Consider the following 21006-nt stretch of genomic DNA (forward strand, 5'->3'; position numbering starts at 1 on the left):
ATATGAAAGGTCTGTGTTTTGGAGGTGAGCGTTGGTTAAGCGAGTATTTTGAAAGTTTGCTCCTTGCAGATTAGAGCCGCAGAATCGTACACCATACACATTAGCCCCTTTGAAGTGTGCTCCTACAAGATCTTTACGACCAGCAAAGTCCTGTTCCAAGAGGTGTTGGCCGGTAAATATATGGACTTGGGGCGATTGTGCAAGACTGGCTCTTTCTTCTTCTAGTCTTCGTTGTTCTGCTGCTGCTTGTTCGGCAGCTGCGCGTTCTCTTCGCTCTCTATGTGGAGCTTCAAGCCGTTCATATTCGTGTTTGATAAAATCAACAAAAGTTTTATCTTCCGAATTTCCTTCATGTGCTTGCCATTGGTTCTGACATATATCTAAGTTGCATTGCAACGTTTGGCGATTCTTTACATCCTCATTGGTGATCTGTTTCCCATGTTCTAACGATTGTATCTGCTCATAAAGAGCGTATATCTCACTTTCATACTGTTTTCTAAATTTGATTTGCACGAGGGCGCGATATTTACGACTTTTGTATGATCCGTAATTTCGTACAACGGCTGTTTGCGCCTCTCCGCTAAAGACTGTGTCAAAATTGTTTCGTATGTAGTCATATGCATCTACTTCTGCAGCTGAACCAAATCGATAGTCTGCGTAATCAACAGACTTGCCTGCATAGTACGAGAATACGTGAGGAGCGTCTTCTCTTGAGAATGGTTCAGGTCTGCGTTCGGGATCTTGTATGAATTGTGGGTCATGCTGAGAGACGACACAATGAGAGATAGGATTGACTTTGGTTGTTACGCGCTTCATGACACTTGCAATCAGTACGTTGGTGAGTGAATGTTTCAGTGTAGGGGCAGGTTGATCATAGAGTTCTGCTGGCGCAACAATGGATGTCAGATTATGTTGTTGGTTGTATCGTATTTGTTCGCGGACAAAAAGGCATAATGCTGCGGGAAAAGCAATAGCTGGAGGAGCATTCTGGATAAGATAACCAAGAAGAGACGGATTGTCTGCCATGGTAAGATGGCCTACAGCGACACGATGTGAATTAGGGTCCTGCATAAAGCACTGTAATTGCCGTTGTTCATGAGTTGCGTTTGCACCTGTACGTGCATAGCCACAGTAGAGGATGAGGGCTATAAACAGTGTGACCGTCTTCACAATAATTATCCCTTAGTGGCTATCGTCTGGCAATCTTCTGTCAGTGATATAGCACGGGGGATATCAAAAATCTATGAACTTGAAGATTGATGAATATTGATTGCTTGGTCTAACTTTCTACGGGTAGTAATCCGCAAGGCCTCTTGCTGTGGTAACGCACTTAATCATACGGTATGCATCGGTTTCGTATTTTCTCTAATTTTCTGCAAAGAATTGATCAGCTCTTTTTGTTGTACATAGTAGCCACTACTTTTTGATTGCTGTATACAAATCTTGCAGTGCTTTGACGTGATCGTCATGGTCAAAGATTCCACTGCCTATGCAGAATGTATCAATGCCCATGTTTGCAAGCTGGTTGATATTGGAAAGGTCTATTCCACCATCAATTGCGATAGATATGGGAAGCTTATGTTGCTTCTTATATGAAATGAGCTCTCGTGCTTTGGCCGTGATACTTGGAATAAAATCTTGACCAGCAAATCCAGGTGTAACAGCCATTATGAGAATGCCCGCAACCATATCAAGCCATGGATAGACAGTCTCGATGTTTGTTTTTGGGCTTACAGCAAGATATGGTTTCCAGCCGTGTCCGGAGATTTTTTGTAGAAGAGCCCTAAGAGCTTTCGTACTTTCGATATGTACTGCAAGTATGGCTTCGTCTTTGAGTTTTAGTCTCTCTATCCACTGGTCTGGGTTATCTACCATGAGCTGTACAAAGAGAGGTTTTTTTGTGACTTCTGCCATCTTATTGACTGTCATTGGGCCCATGGAGATGTTTGGGACAAAATGATCGTCCATTACATCAATGTGGAATCCGTCGCAGTGTTCTCTGAGATTTTCAATGACATCACCAAGATGAAGGGGATCTGCTGCCATGAGAGACGGGAATATACGTATGCTTTTCATTAAGGAGGCCTTTCATTGTTTAGTTTGTTTTTACTATAGAAAAAGGCCTTTTATTATCGCAATGATTCGCATTTGGCATTGAGGTAGAATCCTCTATACTCGGTACTATCACATGTCTGGACACAGGGGGTATATATGATCCAAAGACTCGGCATGGTCATTATTCGTCAGTCTAATCTCGACGAGGCGATTTCTTTTTATAAGGATATTCTTGGTTTACCGCCCCGGTTTAAGGTGGAAGGGGTTTGGGCTGAGTTTGATTTGGGTAACACCAGACTCGGGCTTTGTCCGACACAGGACGCGATTGAAGGTACAAGAACAGGGGTTGTATTGGAGGTCAGAGATCTGAAAAAGACCTACAAGGCCTGGAAACATATGGGGGTTACCTTTTTGAACGAACCTGTAGAAAAAGTTCATGGAATTATGGTTTCGTTTATGGATCCCAGTGGAAACCATATTGATCTCTATCAGCCGACCCCAGATAGGGTAACATCATTGGTCGAAACGATAGCCGCACAGGACGAGTAGGAAAGGTTTTGGAGTATTTCTAGGCTTGAAGTTCATTCTTTTTTTTATATACTTGAACCCATAAATTGCGCATGTAAGTGCCGCATTCTAAATCAGGGAAAAAACGATAGTTGTAACTTATAATCACCAGGAGGAAGCATGTTTGATAAGATTCGTCCACTTCATGATCGTGTGCTAGTTGAACGTGTCGAACAAGAAGAAAAAACTGCTGGCGGTCTGTATATCCCAGAAAATGCCAAAGAGAAGGCGCAGACTGGCAAGGTTGTTTCGGTAGGCAGTGGTCGCCTAGCAGCTGATGGAACACGTGTTCCGCTTCAGGTCAAAGTCGGAGATATTGTCTTTTTCGGTAAGTATTCTGGAACAGAAGCTGGAAAAGATCATCTCGTCATTAAAGAAGATGATATTTTAGGGATTGTAGAGAAGTAATTTTCAACATTAGGAGTCACTCATGTCTGCAAAAAAGATTGTTTTTGGTGTAGATGCTCGTGAAAGTGTTCGTAAGGGTGTTGATACGCTCGCAAATGCTGTCAAAGTTACCCTCGGGCCCCGCGGTCGTAACGTAGCGTTTGAAAAATCGTTTGGTTCACCCTCAATCACAAAAGATGGTGTGAGCGTTGCAAAAGAAATCGAACTTAAAGATAACCTTGAAAATATGGGCGCACAGATGGTGCGTGAAGTTGCAAGCAAAACAGCAGATGTTGCTGGTGATGGTACAACAACCGCAACCGTACTTGCACAAGCTATTTTCAGAGAAGGTAATAAATATGTAACTGCTGGCGCTAACCCAATGGAATTGAAGCGTGGTATTGATAAGGCGGTTACGGCGGTAGTTGAGTATATCCGTCAAGATGCTCGTCAGATTTCTGACAAAAAAGAAATCGAACAGGTTGCATCAATCTCAGCAAACTCAGATACCGTTATTGGCCAGCAGATTGCTGATGCAATGGAGCGCGTAGGTCGTGACGGCGTTATTACTGTTGAAGAAGCAAAAGGGATGAGCGATGAACTGGATGTTGTAGAAGGCATGCAGTTTGATCGCGGCTATCTTTCTCCCTACTTTGTAACTGATTCAGAAAAGATGGAAGCTGTCCTTAATGATCCAGCGCTGTTGATATATGAAAAGAAAATTAGCAGCATGAAAAGCTTGCTTCCTATTTTGGAGCAGGTTGCTAAGTCAGGGCGACAACTTTTGATTATTGCAGAAGATGTTGAAGGCGAAGCTTTAGCTACACTTGTGGTTAACAAGATTCGTGGAACATTGAATGTTGCAGCGGTAAAGGCTCCTGGGTTTGGCGATCGTCGTAAGGCAATGCTTGAAGATATTGCTGCATTGACTGGCGGTAAACTAATTTCGGAAGATCTTGGACTCAAACTTGAAACTATTACCTTGAGTGATCTTGGTACTGCGAAAAAGATTGTCTTGACCAAAGACGATTGTACGATTGTTGATGGCGATGGTAGCAGGGATGTGATTGATGGTCGCATAGCGCAGATCAAAGCACAGATAGATGCAAGTACTTCCGATTATGACAAAGAAAAATTGCAAGAACGCTTGGCTAAACTTGCGGGTGGAATTGCAGTTATCAAGGTTGGTGCTGCAACCGAAACCGAAATGAAAGAGAAGAAAGACCGCATTGATGATGCACTTAATGCAACTCGTGCTGCTGTCGAAGAAGGCATCATTGCTGGAGGAGGCACTGCGCTACTTCGTGCGCAATCAGCAGTTAATGCGTTGTCGCTATCAGGTGATGAACTTCTAGGTGCAAACATTGTGCGTAAGGCTCTTGAAGAACCAATGCGCATTATCGCTGCAAATGGTGGTTTTGAACCGTCAGTTGTTATTAACAAGGTTCTTTCAGAAGGCAAGCTAATTGGCTTTGATGTAAAATTGGGAGCTTATGTTGATATGGTCAAGGAAGGAATCATTGATCCTGCGAAGGTAGCGCGTACTGCCTTGCAAAATGCAGCATCAATTGCGGGTCTTCTGCTTACAACTGAAGCGTTGATTTGTGAAATTCCTGAAAAGAAGACTGATGCTCCTGCAGCTCATGCTCCTGGTATGGGTATGGGTGGCGGAATGCCAGGAATGTATTAAGTAAGAAACTCTTACAAAAAAAGAAGGCCTTTTACGGGCCTTCTTTTTTGTCTTGATTGTGTTCACAATTTAGAACGAAGCTCCAGCCTTACCCCAGATACCCCATTGTGCAAGGGCGGCATTGTTTTGTGGATATTCGAAAAATGCACCAAAATTACAGAACCCATCAAACTTTTCACCTTGGGTCCCATAGCCAATTGCGGCATGTACCTTATGGGTAGTGGCGCTTGCTGCGGCTCCTGAATATTTATCTATATCTCTGTATCTGAGAGCGGTGAATGTAGAGTCATTTGCTGCACGTGCGGCTATGGTACTTTTGCTTGCGGTATAGCCTGCCGCTGTGCCGGCAATTCCATATTCTCTGATATCGACAAAGTTATTGCATTTTGAACAGACTGTATCATCGATGTATTCGATGCGTTCACCGCGATGTGCCCATAAATTATACGCTAATTCCGCCTCAAACCCGTTATGAGCGAGCCTAAACCCGGTTACAAAATCCACAAAACTATCTGGATGAACTTTGACTCTTTGTGTCAAAACATTGACTCCTGGTGTTGGTGGAGTGCCAACAGTATCATTGGCATGGTAAAGCAAGAGATACCGGCTCCAAGGCTTATCTTTGAGATCAAATGTGCGGTATTGTTTTCTTGCAAATAAGTACTGGTGTTCAACATTCATAAAAAAGCGAATAGGCCATTGGTTTGATTTGCGTGTGATTGGGAGTTGAAAGCATACCGCATTTCCGTATCCAACATGTTTATTGTTACCGATGTATGGAGAAAATAAATATCGTGGATCGCTGTCATCGCCAGAATTTAATGCCAAAAATGTGTAATAGATAGCTTCATAACCTTTTTTTGCGTAGATGTTTGCTGTCAACTGAAAGCGTACATTGCCTACACCTGTTACTTTTTTTTCGCATGGTGCCAGTTTTGCATAGTTCCATGAATCTTGATTGAATGCCTCACAGATAGTATCAGGTACTCCGTCAGCCATCGTTGTTGTTTCGGCAAATTGTGTAAATGTTAGATTATTTTTGACGACTTCATATGGAACACGAATGCCAACTAACCAGTGATCGAGAAATTCATTGTCAGTGAGTTCAGAAAGTGCCTGGCTATATTCAAACACACAACCATACTGTTTCTGTTTGGGATCAAAACTGAAGTTTCCGACAAAGTCAGTTGGAAGGCCGAGCCATTCGGCTCTGATATAGGTTCCTGTCGTAGTGTACTCGGCGTTGTCACCGAGAACGTATACCGGTGTTTGACACGATGGATAGAAGTATTGTGCTGTTTTGTGATTACAGCTTCCATGATCAGTGGAGTCGTTATAAAAAGGAACGATTTGTAGGCTGCCTCCTAGAGGACCGTGGTCTTCATAGATTTTGCTGTGCCAGAGCGATTGGAGCATTGGAAGATTATGATTTGCTGGTCGCGTGAACATGAATGACCGTGAAATATGATCAGTTAATGCATACATGAACGACGGTATGAGTACCATCAAACCGAGCAATCTTTTTTGCATAAGTACTTCCTTTTTTTCCAACGCTTTCACACGACAATTATGCGGAACATACCAAAGACAATGCGTCGCTTTGTGCATTAGCTTATGATACTGGCTCATGAAATACAAGGGATGTTCGTCATCTTACGGTACGTCATAGCAAGATTATTGTTTTAGTGCCAACTTGTGTAGTAAGATTCGTGTCGAACGGTGGAAAAAGGTGAGAGTATGAAGCGTCATGTTACGCAAGGTTTGTCGCGGTATCGTAATCGCAGAGATTTTAAACAGTCTCCGGAGCCGCACCGTACACCAAGGCAAAATCTCAAGAGAAAAAATCGTTTTGTCATACAAAAACATGCCGCGAGAAATTTGCACTATGACTTTCGATTGCAGGTGGGGAATGTTCTTAAATCATGGGCAGTGCCAAAGGGACCATCAATTAATCCTGCAGATAAACGTCTTGCTATTCCAACTGACGATCATCCATTAGCATATGCAACCTTTGAAGGTGTTATTCCAAAAGATAACTATGGTGCTGGAGTAGTCATGGTATGGGATATTGGTACGTACAAAAACATTACCAAGCATGATGGTAAAGCTATTTCTATGGCAAGGGGTTATCGTGAGGGGCATTTAGAATTTGAGCTTTATGGGAAAAAATTGCGGGGTAAGTTTGCGCTTGTGCAAACTGAAAGCAAGTATAAAGGTAAGCAATATTGGCTCCTTGTTAAGATGAGAGATACGCATGAAGATCGAAGGCGCAAGCCTATTGTTTCGCAGCAGCGATCAGTTTTGACTGATAGGACTATGGACCAGATCAAACGGGATGAATCATGAGTCGGGTTATTTTCACTAACAAAGAGAAAGTCTGGTTTTCTAAAACTAAGATAACTAAGGGAGACATTCTTGCCTATTACAAGCTTGTTGCTCCTATTATGAGGCCTTATCTTAAGGACCGCCCCTTAGTGATGCAGCGATATCCTGATGGAATCAAAGGTGAGTCATTTTATCAAAAAGATATTCCCGATTATTTTCCTGATTGGATTCCAAGACTTAAGGTTAAAAAAGAGGGCGGGACCGTTACCCACGTGCTCTGCAATACTTCAGATACGTTGCTGTACATTGTAAATCAGGGGTGCCTGACGCCACACATTTGGCTCAGTAAAAAACCAAATATTCGTAAGCCAGACCGTATGATTTTTGATTTAGATCCTTCGTCACGTGGTTTTGGGCCTGTTGTTGATGCGGCGCATAGATTAAAGGTTGAGCTTGAAGATAGGGGCTTAGTTCCTTTTGTTATGACGACAGGCTCTCGAGGTGTACATGTAGTGGTTCCTCTGAAACCATCGGTTTCGTTTATGCAAGTAAAACGTTTTGCAAAGAATGTCGCGAGGACGTTGTGTGAAAAATATCCCGATGAAGTAACTCTAGAAACTCGTAAAGCAAAACGAAGAGCTCGTTTATATATTGATGTGATGCGGAATGCATATGCGCAAACAGGTGTGTGTCCATATGCCGTACGAGCATTACCTGAAGCACCAGTTGCTACGCCACTTTTGTGGAAAGAGCTTACAAAACGTATCTCTGCCCATTCTTATACGATCAAGTCAATCAAACGACGCCTTAAAACTAAAGCGAATCCTTGGAGAGATTTCGTTCGATCTGCGCGTATGTTACCTCGTCTTTAATAGCTCAGCAATTTTATATGTTATGTCTATTGCGCGTGGCAATTCATGTGAAAAGATGTTGCGACCAACTGCGCAGCCAAATGTGTTGCCTTTGGTTAACTGTTCATTGAGCTGTTTAAGGAAAGAACGTGTTGGTATTTTGTGACCACCAGTACAGATTACTTTTGTCATGCCAGCAGCATGTACAGCAGTTTTAAGTGCCTTATGTCCGCTGCGAGGTGGGTTGATTTTTACAAAATCAGCGCCAAGGGCCGCTGCAACCCCTGTGGCCCCTGAGATGAGCGCATCCGAGCGATCCTCCTTGACTGCCTTCCCTCGAGGATAAACCCATAGGATAGCGACTAGACCATGTCGATGGGCGGATATAATCGTTTGCGCAGCTTGTGTGAGCATCACTGATTCATACTCGCTTCCAAGGTATACGGTGTAACCAATACCTCTAACCTTAAGTCCCGATGATTTTTGAAATGTTATGACATCATCCACAGACCACAGTTGTGTACTCAGTGGGTCGCGTTGTGTGGTAGGAACAATGTTTGTTTTGCCATTTAATTTTACTATGTAGTTAATATCTGAATAATCAGGTCCATATCTAGCAATGAGTCCAAGATGAGTTGCAAAAGCACCAATGGAACCTTGTTGGGCAATCTCAAAAAGATGTTTTGGATTATTAACTGATTTTGGTATTGTCTTGCCTGCAAAATCACTGTTGAGGTGTTCTATTTTTTGATCAGCCGCAAATAGAAAGAGACGACCATTTTCATAGGTGATCGCTTGATAATTTTTGCAATACTGTGCGTGAGCTCCCTGAGGAACATCGGCGGGAATAAATACTTTAGATGTCACGATATGCCTTTCTAGAGAACCTTGTCATGGATTAACATTTTTTCTGCAACTTTTTCAAATAACGGAACGGCAGTTCGAGTTGCACGAAGATTTTTAATGCCAGCATCCTTAACAAAGGTTACGATTATTCTTCTATAATTTCCTTTTTCTACGATGCCTGAGAACGTGAAGATATTATGATCTGATGAATAAGTTCCATCAACAACTAAGTTTGCGGTACCTGTTTTACCAATGACATTGTATCCCTTGATGCGTGCACGGCGAGCTGTTCCTTTCATAGTTGTGCGTTCCAGAATGTCTCGCACAGCAGCAAGTGTTTCTTCCGAATACAAGGGTTGTTTACAGGTCATGGGGACAGGCAGTTCTGGGTTGATGAGTAATCGTGGTATTACTGGAATTCCATTGTTAATGACAATGCTAAGCGCAGTTGCTAGCTGTAGAATCGTTATACGTATTTCGTAGCCAAATGAAAGAGATACGATGGATGGCCGAGACCAATTTCTTGGAGGGTTGATGAATCCCTTTTGTTCTCCAGGCCAGTTCAGAACGCTCTTTTCTCCAAAACCAACAGCCTTGTAATGATCATACAGTTTTGGGCCTAAGCGTGTTGCTACTTTGGCAACACCGATATTATTGGAATATGCAACTACATCTGCAAATGGTATGACCCCGTGGGGAACTAGCGTGCCGAAGCGTGCGCCATTGACATATCCCTGTTTAGTATTTTCGCAATCGATCAACTCTTCAGGCGTTACTACTCCTTCCTCAAGAGCTGCGAGTGCTAGATAGACTTTGATTACTGAACCTGGTTCGTGTGCATCCGTTAATACTCGGTTTTTCATGTGGTCAAGAGAAATATTTTTTGTGTTATTTGGATCAAACGTTGGGTAACTGACCATTGCCAAAATATCACCAGAATCAGGATCCATGATCAGCACGGAGCCCTCTTTTGCCTTGAAGGAATCAATTGATCGCTTGAGTTCCTCGAATGCGAGATATTGTAGATCGCTGTCAATGGTAAGCGTGATCGGTTCCCCTTGTTTGCCAGAACCAATGAGTTCTTTCGTAAAATAGAAATGTCCTGACCGAGCATCCTTCTCAAGTAAGCAGCTAGAAGCTTTGCCTGCGAGTCGATCATTAAAGATCATCTCTATACCTGCGATTCCGGTATTATCAATATCAGTGACCCCAACCACTGGTGCTGCAGCATCAAGTGAATAGTAGCGACTTGGTTCTTTGAGAATTTGAATATCATCCAGCTTACTTTTTTCTATAAGTTTAATTTGTTCTTCTGTGAGTTTCCTTTGGATGTACATGAAATGTTTGTCGGTGGTTTTGAGTTTTTCTGCAGCCTCTGGAAAATGCTTGTTCAAGAACTTCATAACTTCTTGTTTATCTTTGATTTGTTTCGGGAGCAGAAATGCAGCCAGGCTATCATGATTTATCGCAAGTGGTTCTCCGTTACGATCATAAATTGCTGCACGTGGCGGCATATGAGTTACTGTAGTGGCATACTGTTTTGTTGCAAGGTCTTTGTAAAAATTCTGTTGTTTTATTTGAATTAGATACAGGTTAAAGAGAACGAGCATGTAGAGCAGAAGCAGGAGAAAGAAAATAAATGCGACACGTAGTTTATGTGAGTTGGTCATACGACTCAAGCTTTCTAATTTGTTTCATCGATATTGGTTGCATGCCGAGAACGTTTTGAGCATGTTGTTCTACCGCACGATGGTTTTTAAGTAAGCACAACTCTTGGGTAAGAGCCTTTTTATGTTCTTCAAGCTGTGTAATCTCTCGTTCATATTTTTGTTTTTTGTATGAAAGGTTAATGAATAGATTTTGTTTATGAATGAGCAATACAACAAAAGCAATATGTGCAGCAGCAAAGATGAATACGAACAATTTCTTATTCATGAGAGCTCCTCGCGTGTGGAAAGAGTATTGCCTTATTCTACCGAAGTTGCATTGTGTAAAACAAGGGTGTTAGAACGTTCTGTTCATCGTCAAATGAACTTCGGTGAGTGGCTCTCCTGCCTTTTTATTGCGATCCAGTTTAAGTCCCCAGTCAATTTGAGCAGGGAATGGTCCACCAAGGATTCTGACACCAAATCCAATTGCATGGCGATAGTTAAAGCCATTATTTCTAAGTTGATCAGCTGGAATCAAATCTGCATCAGGGGTATCCCAACCGGCACCACCATCATAAAAGACCGCAGCCTTATATTGGAAGTCAGGAGTCAGAGGAACAACAATTTCGGTATTAATCCAGAATGCATTTTTTGCTCCAATAGAATCACTATCATAGGTCCCCGGAACACGCCACTGTGGACTTATTTGTCCAAATAAGAAACCGCGAACACTTGCAGGCCCACCAACATGGAACAACTCTCGATATGGAATAGTATGGTTGCCAAGCCGCGCCACCACCCCAATGTGACCATGGAGTCCAAGGACCATATCGTGTTCACCGATCAGAGGGGTATACCAGCTTGCATCACCTTCAAATCGTAAGAAGCCAAAATTGGTTCCAACAATACTGTTTTTGTTTGTACCTACCGCATTTTTTGCGCAATCGTAACTAGTATTATCATTCGTACTTCCCGAAGATTGGGTTGGAATACCTACCTTAAAGTTTAATGACCATTGATGGCCTCGAGATGGGTGTGTTGGGTGATTTCGTGTATCGAAGTTAGTTATATTAGAGGCCCAGAGCATGGTTCCCTGTTCAAATCGACGCTGCAAAATAGCATTGAAGGTTGCTGCATATTCTGCACCAAGAGCAGTATTGGCCTGTGGCATATTGTTTCCATACGCCAGATGTTCTGCTCCGATTTGGAATTGTGAATGAATATCTGAACGCTTACCCATAAAGAATCCGATACCAGCCGTTCCTCCAACGCGATTTTCAGTTACCTTTGATTGAATGTTATTTCTCATCTCATCATAAGTCTGGCTGCTGGTTCCAAATGCAAGAGCGCCAGAGATTGGTTTATCAAATAACCATGGATACATAAGGCTTGCGTTTCCACTGATTCTTTGCCAGGATGCTGATCCATTGACGTTATATTGTAAGCCTTGTCCCCATGCGTTATTGTCAAAGAAGGTAGCGTTAGCTGTGAAAGCGCTTGCGGCATTTCTTATATTCACAGCATCACCGCCAGTTCCGAGTTGAAATTCAAATTTACCGGTTCGAACTTCTTTGACCATCAAATCAAGGTCACAGAGTTCATCGTTGATACGATTAATTTTCCAGTTTACACCGTCGCGCGGATCAAAATATCCAAGGCCTGATACCCGATCTTTTGCTCTATCCATTCGGCGGCTGTTAAGGATCTCTCCTTCGTCAAGATCAATCTGTCGTCGAATCATTTTATCGCGACTTTTTTTATTTCCTACGATATTAATTCGATTCAAACGGACTTTATTACCAAGTTCTGAATAAAGGGCTACTTTGACGGTTTTGGTTTGTTCATCTGGTTGTACTGATGGTTCAACGTCTGCATAAATATATCCATGTTCTCCCCATAGTGATCGGAGAAACTCAATAGATCGTTTGAGGCGATCTTGTGAATAGGTTTGTCCGGGACGTATCGGAAGGACGCGAAGAATTTCTTCTTCATTTAGCAATTCATTTCCTGGCGCAGATATCTCTGAGAAAGAATATTGTGGTCCTTCTTCGATATAGAACGTTATAAGAAAGTCGCCTCGGTCCTGATCCTTCTCGATTTCAGTTTTTACTACCTTTGCGGTTAAAAATCCTTGGTTATGATACATCGTTTCAATCGTGTACTTGTCTTGTTCTACTGCATCGGGGTGATAGGTTCCGGCACGGTCCATGATGCTAAAGAGCCAATCTTCTCGCGTGAAAATACTGTTGCGCAGTACTTTGCTATTTATACGTTGATTGCCCTTGAAGCTAACACGTTTTACAACGGTGTAGGCTCCCTCATTGATGGTAAATACTACATCAACTTTTCCGTCAGCGGTTTCTTTTAGTTGTGCGTGTACTTGAGCGCCATGATAACCGCGTTCTGCGTACATGTGTCTGATGATTTGTTCGAATTTTGGTAATTCATCTGCTTCAAGTGTTTTAATTTTTGTAAAATCTATTTTCTTGCGAATAGCTGTTTCTAATAAATGTTTATTTCCAACAAAGCGAGCAGACTGGAACCGCTTCTTTTCAGTAAGATCGATATACAAATATAATCCTCTTATTCCACTGTACTCAATGGATACTTCGATCTGCTTGAAGTATCCAAGTTCGTGTAAGTTTCTGATGAGGGTACTGGTTTTTGTAGGGTCAAAATGATGTCCGAGTTGGTACGGGATTCGGTGCCTGATTGCTTCTTCTGAGACAAGCGTATTGCCAGAGATAATGATTTTTTTGATATAACGCTCATCGACGGTTGTATCTTCTTCTAGAGACGTTTGTTCAAGGCGAGCGGCATGATCCTGTCGAGCAATAGCATGAATTGCAGTTGCAAGGGTTAAGAGCGCAATGCCATAAAAAGCTTTCTTTGTGGTGAAGCGGGGAACCATTCCTACTCTGCTCCTACGTAGTCTGAATTTTGTTATGCCCGTGATTCTATAGAAAACTGAGGAAAAGAGAATAGTTTATTTTAGACATGCAATGGGAAAGAGCGACATAGAGAGCCGAAATGATTGATGACAGACCATGTGCTTGTGGTATGCTGCTTAACGTTGTCGTTGCGTTTACTGTGATTTTGGGTGAAGAACCTATAATGAAGAATCTTTCACTAACCAACACTCTTTCAGGAACACAAGAACCATTTCAGGCTCGATCAAATCAAAAAGTATCACTGTATGTTTGTGGCGTCACGCCATATGATTTTGCGCATATGGGACATGGCCGCTGTTATGTGACATTTGATCTTTTGTATCGATTGCTTTTGTTTCTTGGATATGACGTTACCTACTGTCGTAACTTTACTGATGTTGACGACAAATTGTTGTCTCGGGCGCAACAAGAGCTTGGTGATCGGCTCCAGTATCCGGCCGTTGCACAAAAATATATTGATGCTTATCACGAAGATATGAAAGCGCTGAACTGTCTTATTCCCTCATGTGAGCCTCGTGTGACTGAAACAATCCCGGAGATTATTGCATTTATAGAAGGGCTTATCGGGCAAGATAAAGCCTATGTTGTCAATGGTGATGTATATTATCGTGTTCGATCATTTGAACCATATGGAAAATTATCTAAGCGTGACATTGATGAGCTTGAGTCGGGAGCACGGATCGATGTAGATGACCGTAAAGAAGATCCATTGGACTTTGCTCTTTGGAAATCGGAGCCGGAAGGAATGTTTTGGAAAAGCCCATGGGGATATGGGCGTCCGGGATGGCATATAGAATGTTCTGCTATGGCGAAGAAGTTTTTGGGTGATCAGATTGATATCCACGGTGGTGGTATGGATCTTATGTTTCCACACCATGAAAATGAAATAGCTCAGACAGAGGGCTTGACTGGGAAAGAGTTTGTGAAGTACTGGGTGCACAATGCATTCGTTACGATTAATAAAGAGAAGATGTCGAAATCATTAGGGAATTTTTTTACCTTACGAGAGGTATTCAAAAAGTTTGATCCGATGGTGATTCGCTATTATTTTTTAGCGCACCATTATCGAGCGCCGCTTGATTTCACCTTTGAGAATCTCGAAGCAATGAGTAAAAGTTATCAACGTTTATGTAAGGCGTTTGAACAGTACGATTGTTCACAAAAGATGACTACTGAACAAATGAAAACATCTTCAACGGTAGAGCGTATGCTTGGCTTTTTGTGTGATGATTTGAATGCGTCCGGGATGTTTGGTGTGTTGTTTGAGGCATTGCGTACACTCCGTGCTGATGAAGCATGTAAAATCAAGGCATTTGTTCTAACTGTCTTGGGATTGGATCTAATACCACTTAAGCAAGAAGTTATTATGACACCTGAGATTGAACGCATGATGCGTGAACGCGATGAGGCACGAGCGACTCGTGACTGGAATCGTGCTGATCAGCTACGTGACGCGTTACAAAAGCTTGGCGTTGAAGTTCAAGATAAGCCTATAAAAAAAGGATAAGAGAAGCCCTGAACGAACTTCCCTTATCGCAGACTCTTAAATGCATGTTATCGCATTCTAACGGTTATTTTTCCGTGAGTGTCAATAGCAAATGTCATCCTCTCGGCTTGTTTATTGACGTTATCAATGGTGATGTATTGTCCTTCATGAGGACAAATGACAATCTTTGAGATTTCGCGTGCAGGCTCAAAGGGATCATTACTTTTATGTTGTCGCTTTATATCGGTAGATATGATCTGACGGGGCTGTATGTTGTTAAACGACAGAGCAACTGATCCTTTATCACATACCATTTCCTTACCATCAGGGCCCTTGCAGACGAAATGTATCTCCACGCTATGAATTTTGATGGCAAGGGGATTTTTTATGGTGAGTCCTTGTGTAGAACAGCCGATGAGCATAAGACCTGTAATGAGTAATATTTGCTTCATAACTATTCCTTTCAAGGCTTAGCCCCAGCTATTTAGACGTCTATTTCTACTTTAGTCGTATGCCCGCCATGTTTTGCTGGATCTACATCATCGATTTTGATTTCGATATCATGAGGAGCTTTAGCTTTCTCGAATTTAACTCGTGCTGTATCAAAGTGATATTTACAGCGGCCGCCCTTTTCACTCAGTGGATGACTCTTACTGGTACATTTTTCAAGGAGGTCTACACGGATTTTTTTGACTTTTGCGCACTCTCTGATTTTACTGCCATCTTCATTTTCGCCTTTGACAACTAACGCTACTTTGAACTGTGCTCCCGGCGCAATATCTTCAAACTTAAGGCTATTTGTTATCCCGCCTTTGCTGACAAGCTTGAGGCGAAGGTTGGAGATTATTTTTCCTGTTTCATTCTTTATGGTCATCATACGGTCTTTGTGTTTTGCATCAGCAATGCCGCTGATGCAAAGTGCAATGATACCACTTATAACGAGTGATTTCTTGTTCATACTGGTTCCTTTCTTGTATGGTTATCTTCGACTAACTTTTAGAGCCCCCGTTACTACGATCGGGGTGTTTTCCAATCCTGTGGGTGGCTTTCGCCTAGGATAATGGAACAATCGTAGTAACGGGTATTCTGTAATAATCCTTTTTCTTACTACTCCCCAAGCGTATCATTGAAGTACGGACCATACTCTGCATAGTACCTTACCCCATTGTTTTTAATCACAAATTCTGTGGCATGAGATCCGAGAGGAAATGTTATTTTCGAATGAATAGGCGTCCTTCGAGGATTGATCTTAATTTTACGGATCGAGATATCTTCTACTGTATCTAGAGTAGATGCAACCGCTCCCGAAATATCTGGATGAGTTGCTTCTAGGACGTTGATAACTATGTCTGTGTCAGGGGCAATATTTTTTACTTTGATGAATCCGTCAGCGAAGGTTTGGTTCGCCTGTGATGACCCAGAAAAGCGCACAAATACCAAGAGCTCTTCGATAGATTTAGTTGCTTCGTTTCGTATAAAAATTGTCGGATTGGTGGGGGAAAGTTTTGTACTCGAGATTCCAAGTACAACGGCGTTGACCCCTGACGTTAGGGCTAGAAGGCCGAAAAGGATGCATGTGCGGATATCGTGTTGTTTATGCTTCACTACTCCACCTCAGATTACTACTCTCTTACTACTGTACCTGAGGGGGAGATCGTCTCACAATAGTTTGTATCTAAAAGTAAGCAATCGCTTCTGGTTTAGGCACCAAAAGCCTTTTGGATTTTAGCTTTTAGGTCTTCTTTGCTCATGTAGCCGCCAGTCCGGCCGACTACTTCATTATTTTGCACAAAGATGAAGGTAGGAACTGATGTGACGCCGTACTGAATAGAGAGATCACGAGACTCATCAACATTAATCTTTGCAAATTTGTAAGTAGAGCCGATTTCTTCCTCTAGTTCTGCAAAGATAGGAGCCATGTGCTGACATGGGCCACACCATGATGCGTAAATATCGATGATGATTGGCTTGGTTTCATTTTTAATTTCTTGATTAAAATTTTCATTTGTGACTACAACGGCCATAATGCTTCCTTAAGGTCAAAATTATAATTTGTATGTGTAGTGTTTAGTGTATCAGGATAGAATGGGATGTGAATGTGTCTTAGTCCTTACATTCACAGGTTTTATCTGGGTCGCGATGTTTGTATCCTTTGATAACCAAATTGTTGAGTGCTTGGAATGAGATCTCTTTTTCAATGGGTCCAGCATCATTTAATTGATCACAGTAGATTTTGCGTGATAATTCAATTATGTAGCGATACTCGGTTTTATTTTTGTCATTTGAGACAATGATAATGTCGACATATTCACGTTTATCGAATTTAGTAATTATAGGTTCGGTTCCTGGCATTTTTATGGCGTATACTTCTGCGAGATCAATGCGCGATTTGTTGATATCTGGATTGATATCGTGTTTTTCTGGTTTTTGGTAAACCGGTATTTGTTTGTAGAGGCCTGAGATTGAAATGTTATCAACATCGCAGACATTACCCTGGTTGTCGGTTAAAGTTCCATAAAAATTAACACTGTGTTTTTCTTTACCGCCAGTGGTGGAATTATCCGATGAAAAATGTGCCAAAACAACGAATGAAAGTGCTGCTATGATGATACGTGAGAAACACTTCATACCTCGATCCCTTTTTTATACGAGTTTCACGAGCATTACACTCAAGGTCTACTATATCTGTTTAGTTTTGTGCAAGAGCTGTGTATATTTTCCCCAATTGGTGTGAGCATATTTGAACGAAGGAGAAAGTGTGAGCAGGGTAAGACAATCTACGTTCGTTGTGATTATGGTGGGGATGGCCATTCAGATCCACGCCAAACGAGTCTTTAGCAAGTTGGATGATCTTGAGAGCGCTTCGATTGTTGAAGATGCTTCGCTTGTTGTTGAGGACAAATTGAGTATCGACTTTGCAAAAAAGCGAGAGCGCGTTGTTACTCTAGTGAAAAAGGGAATTACTCATTTGAATAGTGTTGGTCCTGAACGTGCGTTTAATGACTTTCTTTCTAATCCAAAATTTGTTGATGGAGACGTTCAAATCTTTGTTGATGGGGCGGATGGAGTTGTGTACGTCCGGCCTCCTGTTAGGGATGATATATGGCTCGATTTTTCGAAATATACCAACGCGCATGGTATTAATATTCAAGAGCTGATTTTAAAGAAGGCTAATCAGGGTGGTGGTTGGGTATCGTATGAATGGGACGGGGGTTATAAGGAGTCGTACGTTGAAAAACTGACATATAAAGATACCGCCTACATTATTGGTGCAGGTTGGTATCCAATTTCGCGCAAAATGGCAGTAGAAAATTTTGTTCGAAGTGCTATTGCATATTTTAATAAGAATGGTGGAGAGGCAGCGTTTAGTGCTTTTTCCAACAAGTTCGGTGATTTTATAAAAGGTGATTTATATATTTTTGTTCATGATGTCGATGGGATCGAATTAGCGCATGGTCAAAATCCTTCTTTAGTTGGTGCGGATGTCTCTTGGGATGAGGGGGTTCGACTTGAAAATGAGATGGGTAAACGCGGTGAATCTGGCTGGGTAGTAGAAAAATGGCGCAATGCTGAAAAACATTCTTTTATTCAGATCATAGAGTATAAAGGTAAAAAATGTGTGCTTGGTGCTGGTTACTACCCTGCAACCAATCGGGATAGTGTCGTTGATTTGGTAAAAAGTGGCGTGAAATTTTTCTACGCGTGGGGGAGAGAAAAAGCTGCTGCCGAATTTAGTAATAGAGGCGGTGATTTAGGAAAATTTATCTCAGGGGAACAGTTTTTGATGATGTGTCGGTTTGATGGCGTTGTTGTTGCACATGGCGATAATCCAGACATGATAGGTCAAAATATTTTGGAACTTAAAACGCCGATTGGGCGTTACGTAATTAAAGAAACTATAGAGGTCGCTAAGCGTGGTGGGGGTTGGCTCAAGTATCGTTGGAATGGGGCATTGCTCTATTCTTATGTAGAGAAGGTGAGTGATCAGGATGGAGATTATTTTATTTCCAATGGATTTTATCCACGAACCCAAGTGCAAGAAGTTGAAAATCTTGTGACGTCGGCAGCTGAGCATCTCAAATGGATGCCGCTCGAAGAGTCACTTTATGTTTTTGGTCAAAGATCTGGTCAATTTATTCATGGATCCTATCATTTATTCTTATTCACGGAACAAGGTCGATGTCTTTTGTACGGCGCCAATCATACTTTGGTATGGGAAGACTTTAAAGACTATAAGCTTTCTGATGGTGATACTCTTATAATGCGTATGATTAATAAGGCGAAAAATGGTGGAGGTTGGTTATCATATGCGTCACGCAACAGCACCAGATGGGTGTATGTGAGAAAAATGAAAAAAGATGGCAAGGAATATATCCTTGGTTCAGGGTTCTACGTGTAGTCAATAGGAGAGTCTGATGAAACGAATTTTACTTTGGTATGTGGTGGCGAGCGTATGGATCATGGTATGCGGGCAGAGTAAGGAGCATATTCACACTATTGGTGAGCAGGTGATTAATGCACATACTAAGTATGAACGGGCAGAAGCATTGGTACACGACGGGGTTGCCTTCTTAAATGAGCACTCGCTTGAAGATTCATGTTACGCATTTTTGAATGATCTTGAGTTTATCGATGGTGATATGCAGTTATTTATTATGAATGAAGGTGGTGTGCTTTTATGCGCGCCGCCGTTTAATGCTCAAGTATGGCAGAATTTACAATCGTATAAGAATGAGCACGGTATTGTTGTTGGTGAATATTTTAGTAGGTATGCAACAGACGAGGGGAACTGGTTGCAACTTCGGTGGCACGGTGCGTATCAGTCATTTTACGTACAAAGAATAATGAAAAATAAGAAGCAGTATGTGATTGGTTCTGGGTGGGCTCCCATGACAGGGGAAGTGGCATCTAAAGATCTAGTAAAACGCATTGTTGCCCATGCGGAACAGTATGGTAAGCATGAGACTTTTCAAGAGATTTCCAACAAGCACGGAAAGTTTGTTATAGGTGATTTATATGCCTTTGTTTATGATTTTGATGGATATTGTTTAGCAAATGGAGATGATTCTGAACTTATTGGTCAAAGGCTTATTGGTGATGAAAGAAAAGATAGAGGAATGATTCTTCAGCGAGTGATTGATCTTGCAAAAACGGAAGGTGCTGGTTGGGTTGAGTATATGTGGGAAAATGCGCCGAAGCGTGCATTTATCAAGCGTGTTCATGATATTGAGGGAGATTATTTAGTTGGAGTTGGGTACTATCCCGGAGATACAAGGGATGTTGTGCTTCGATTAGTTAGCCAGGCTGTTGATTTTTTCCAAAAACACGGGCTTGAAAAAGCTGCTGCACATTTCAACTATGATCGAGATCCTGATGTAGAGTATGGAGAGTCACTTATATTTATGTACCGAACTGATGGATTGGTTCTTGCGCATGGTGAGGATCCTAATTTGGTTGGGCAGAATTTATTATTATTCCAAACGCCTCTTGAACAAGAGTCGGCAAAACGCGTTATTGAAATTGCGCAAAAAGGCGGAGGTTGGGTTAAGTATCGTTGGAAGCGTAATACGTTTGTAGCGTATGTGCGTAAGGTCAGGGATGGCAAAGGAGAATACGTTATTGGTTCAGGATTTTATCCCTATAGTGAGCGACAAACTTCAGAAGATTTAGTAAAGGATGCCATTATACATATTCATAATACTAAACTTACCTCAGCGCTCAGAGATTTTCTTGTTCAAGGGGATTACAACAAAGGTTCTTATTCTGTGTCAGTTTTCAATGCACAGGGTGATTGTCTTGTTTATGGTCGAAATGCAGATATGATCTGGAGAAATTTTAAGTTGTTTAAGGATACACGTGGCGTAAATGTGTTTTCCCTTATGAAAAAGGCGGCAAAAAAAGGTGGTGGCTGGATTACCTATGAGTCTAAGAACGTACAAAAACATGTATACGTGGAGCCGGTGAAAAAGGACGGAAAATGGTTTCTTGTTTCATCTGGATTCTACGAGTAGGAATGTTTGAGGATGAAACGATTGGAATCCGCTCTGATATTCCTAGTTTCTATACTTTTATTTCATAGAAGCGCGTGCGCAGCCGTATCAGATGTGTATGAAACGGTTGTTCCACACTGTTTGGAGCATTGCCAACGGTTGTGCAAAAAAATAACTATGCAATTTTACTGAATTTTGGTCAGTATCTC

The 21006-nt window shown here is 41.8% G+C and carries 20 protein-coding genes; 8 read left to right on the top strand and 12 right to left on the bottom strand.

Features of this window, described 5'->3' with window-relative positions:
• On the bottom strand, positions 1–1170 hold a 1170-nt coding region (locus JW872_00005), incomplete at its 3' end, for a pentapeptide repeat-containing protein (GenBank protein ID MBN1549037.1).
• A 246-nt stretch (positions 1171–1416) separates the two neighbouring features.
• The gene (locus JW872_00010) at positions 1417–2076 is read right to left on the bottom strand and encodes a ribulose-phosphate 3-epimerase (GenBank protein ID MBN1549038.1); all 660 of its coding nucleotides are present in this window, start codon (positions 2074–2076) and stop codon (positions 1417–1419) included.
• Between the two features lie 135 nt (positions 2077–2211).
• On the opposite strand from JW872_00010, the gene JW872_00015 reads away from it, so the two are divergent.
• The 3 genes from JW872_00015 to groL all read left to right on the top strand — a co-directional run bounded on the left by JW872_00015 (position 2212) and on the right by groL (position 4699).
• Complete coding sequence (locus tag JW872_00015) at positions 2212–2604, top strand: VOC family protein (protein MBN1549039.1); 393 nt, start codon at positions 2212–2214, stop codon at positions 2602–2604.
• Positions 2605–2742: 138 nt separating this feature from the next.
• Entirely contained in the window at positions 2743–3030 is a 288-nt protein-coding gene (locus JW872_00020; protein ID MBN1549040.1) for a co-chaperone GroES, read from the top strand.
• 22 nt (positions 3031–3052) lie between these two features.
• Positions 3053–4699 (top strand): chaperonin GroEL, encoded by a 1647-nt coding sequence (groL, locus tag JW872_00025; protein ID MBN1549041.1) that lies wholly within the window; start codon positions 3053–3055, stop codon positions 4697–4699.
• A 69-nt stretch (positions 4700–4768) separates the two neighbouring features.
• On the opposite strand, the gene JW872_00030 is transcribed toward groL, so the two are convergent.
• Positions 4769–6229 carry a hypothetical protein gene (locus JW872_00030; protein ID MBN1549042.1) on the bottom strand — a complete coding sequence of 487 codons (1461 nt, stop codon included), beginning with the start codon at positions 6227–6229 and terminating at the stop codon, positions 4769–4771.
• A 207-nt stretch (positions 6230–6436) separates the two neighbouring features.
• Between JW872_00030 and JW872_00035 the strand changes: the two genes are divergently transcribed.
• Together JW872_00035 and ligD are read left to right on the top strand one after the other, a co-directional pair.
• Positions 6437–7045: a 3'-phosphoesterase gene (locus JW872_00035; GenBank protein MBN1549043.1), complete on the top strand. Its 609-nt coding sequence runs from the start codon at positions 6437–6439 to the stop codon at positions 7043–7045.
• Positions 7042–7896, top strand: a complete 855-nt coding sequence (ligD, locus tag JW872_00040; GenBank protein ID MBN1549044.1) for a non-homologous end-joining DNA ligase — start codon at positions 7042–7044, stop codon at positions 7894–7896. Before JW872_00035 ends, ligD begins: the two co-directional genes overlap by 4 nt.
• On the opposite strand, the gene JW872_00045 is transcribed toward ligD, so the two are convergent.
• From JW872_00045 to bamA, 4 genes are all read right to left on the bottom strand, one after another.
• The gene (locus JW872_00045; protein ID MBN1549045.1) at positions 7882–8742 is read right to left on the bottom strand and encodes a hypothetical protein; all 861 of its coding nucleotides are present in this window, start codon (positions 8740–8742) and stop codon (positions 7882–7884) included. The two genes, ligD and JW872_00045, sit on opposite strands and share 15 nt — an antisense overlap.
• A gap of 11 nt (positions 8743–8753) precedes the next feature.
• Positions 8754–10391 carry a penicillin-binding protein 2 gene (locus tag JW872_00050; protein MBN1549046.1) on the bottom strand — a complete coding sequence of 546 codons (1638 nt, stop codon included), beginning with the start codon at positions 10389–10391 and terminating at the stop codon, positions 8754–8756.
• Complete coding sequence (locus JW872_00055; protein ID MBN1549047.1) at positions 10375–10656, bottom strand: hypothetical protein; 282 nt, start codon at positions 10654–10656, stop codon at positions 10375–10377. Before JW872_00055 ends, JW872_00050 begins: the two co-directional genes overlap by 17 nt.
• 69 nt (positions 10657–10725) lie before the next feature.
• Complete coding sequence (gene bamA / locus JW872_00060; protein ID MBN1549048.1) at positions 10726–13281, bottom strand: outer membrane protein assembly factor BamA; 2556 nt, start codon at positions 13279–13281, stop codon at positions 10726–10728.
• Between the two features lie 119 nt (positions 13282–13400).
• On the opposite strand from bamA, the gene JW872_00065 reads away from it, so the two are divergent.
• Positions 13401–14828, top strand: coding sequence for a cysteine--tRNA ligase (locus tag JW872_00065; GenBank protein ID MBN1549049.1), 1428 nt, complete (start codon positions 13401–13403; stop codon positions 14826–14828).
• 47 nt (positions 14829–14875) lie between these two features.
• Here the strand turns inward: JW872_00065 and JW872_00070 are convergent, their stop codons facing one another.
• From JW872_00070 to JW872_00090, 5 genes are all read right to left on the bottom strand, one after another.
• Positions 14876–15259 carry a hypothetical protein gene (locus tag JW872_00070; GenBank protein ID MBN1549050.1) on the bottom strand — a complete coding sequence of 128 codons (384 nt, stop codon included), beginning with the start codon at positions 15257–15259 and terminating at the stop codon, positions 14876–14878.
• A 32-nt stretch (positions 15260–15291) separates the two neighbouring features.
• Positions 15292–15765: a hypothetical protein gene (locus tag JW872_00075; GenBank protein MBN1549051.1), complete on the bottom strand. Its 474-nt coding sequence runs from the start codon at positions 15763–15765 to the stop codon at positions 15292–15294.
• 149 nt (positions 15766–15914) lie between these two features.
• The gene (locus JW872_00080) at positions 15915–16412 is read right to left on the bottom strand and encodes a hypothetical protein (GenBank protein ID MBN1549052.1); all 498 of its coding nucleotides are present in this window, start codon (positions 16410–16412) and stop codon (positions 15915–15917) included.
• A gap of 95 nt (positions 16413–16507) precedes the next feature.
• Positions 16508–16831, bottom strand: coding sequence for a thioredoxin (gene trxA / locus JW872_00085; GenBank protein ID MBN1549053.1), 324 nt, complete (start codon positions 16829–16831; stop codon positions 16508–16510).
• A gap of 79 nt (positions 16832–16910) precedes the next feature.
• Positions 16911–17435: a hypothetical protein gene (locus JW872_00090; GenBank protein MBN1549054.1), complete on the bottom strand. Its 525-nt coding sequence runs from the start codon at positions 17433–17435 to the stop codon at positions 16911–16913.
• A 130-nt stretch (positions 17436–17565) separates the two neighbouring features.
• On the opposite strand from JW872_00090, the gene JW872_00095 reads away from it, so the two are divergent.
• The gene (locus JW872_00095) at positions 17566–19206 is read left to right on the top strand and encodes a cache domain-containing protein (protein MBN1549055.1); all 1641 of its coding nucleotides are present in this window, start codon (positions 17566–17568) and stop codon (positions 19204–19206) included.
• A 16-nt stretch (positions 19207–19222) separates the two neighbouring features.
• Positions 19223–20818 carry a cache domain-containing protein gene (locus JW872_00100; protein ID MBN1549056.1) on the top strand — a complete coding sequence of 532 codons (1596 nt, stop codon included), beginning with the start codon at positions 19223–19225 and terminating at the stop codon, positions 20816–20818.
• Positions 20819–21006: the final 188 nt, after the last annotated feature.

Source organism: Candidatus Babeliales bacterium (assembly GCA_016929235.1).
GTDB lineage: Bacteria > Babelota > Babeliae > Babelales > JABCYS01 > JAFGJD01.

Coding starts and splice junctions, on each gene's coding strand:
- JW872_00010 (MBN1549038.1), bottom strand. CDS start 2,076: ATGAAAAGCATACGTATATTCCCGTCTCTCATGGCAGCAGATCCCCTT.
- JW872_00015 (MBN1549039.1), top strand. CDS start 2,212: ATGATCCAAAGACTCGGCATGGTCATTATTCGTCAGTCTAATCTCGAC.
- JW872_00020 (MBN1549040.1), top strand. CDS start 2,743: ATGTTTGATAAGATTCGTCCACTTCATGATCGTGTGCTAGTTGAACGT.
- groL (MBN1549041.1), top strand. CDS start 3,053: ATGTCTGCAAAAAAGATTGTTTTTGGTGTAGATGCTCGTGAAAGTGTT.
- JW872_00030 (MBN1549042.1), bottom strand. CDS start 6,229: ATGCAAAAAAGATTGCTCGGTTTGATGGTACTCATACCGTCGTTCATG.
- JW872_00035 (MBN1549043.1), top strand. CDS start 6,437: ATGAAGCGTCATGTTACGCAAGGTTTGTCGCGGTATCGTAATCGCAGA.
- ligD (MBN1549044.1), top strand. CDS start 7,042: ATGAGTCGGGTTATTTTCACTAACAAAGAGAAAGTCTGGTTTTCTAAA.
- JW872_00050 (MBN1549046.1), bottom strand. CDS start 10,391: ATGACCAACTCACATAAACTACGTGTCGCATTTATTTTCTTTCTCCTG.
- JW872_00055 (MBN1549047.1), bottom strand. CDS start 10,656: ATGAATAAGAAATTGTTCGTATTCATCTTTGCTGCTGCACATATTGCT.
- bamA (MBN1549048.1), bottom strand. CDS start 13,281: ATGGTTCCCCGCTTCACCACAAAGAAAGCTTTTTATGGCATTGCGCTC.
- JW872_00065 (MBN1549049.1), top strand. CDS start 13,401: ATGATTGATGACAGACCATGTGCTTGTGGTATGCTGCTTAACGTTGTC.
- JW872_00070 (MBN1549050.1), bottom strand. CDS start 15,259: ATGAAGCAAATATTACTCATTACAGGTCTTATGCTCATCGGCTGTTCT.
- JW872_00075 (MBN1549051.1), bottom strand. CDS start 15,765: ATGAACAAGAAATCACTCGTTATAAGTGGTATCATTGCACTTTGCATC.
- trxA (MBN1549053.1), bottom strand. CDS start 16,831: ATGGCCGTTGTAGTCACAAATGAAAATTTTAATCAAGAAATTAAAAAT.
- JW872_00090 (MBN1549054.1), bottom strand. CDS start 17,435: ATGAAGTGTTTCTCACGTATCATCATAGCAGCACTTTCATTCGTTGTT.
- JW872_00100 (MBN1549056.1), top strand. CDS start 19,223: ATGAAACGAATTTTACTTTGGTATGTGGTGGCGAGCGTATGGATCATG.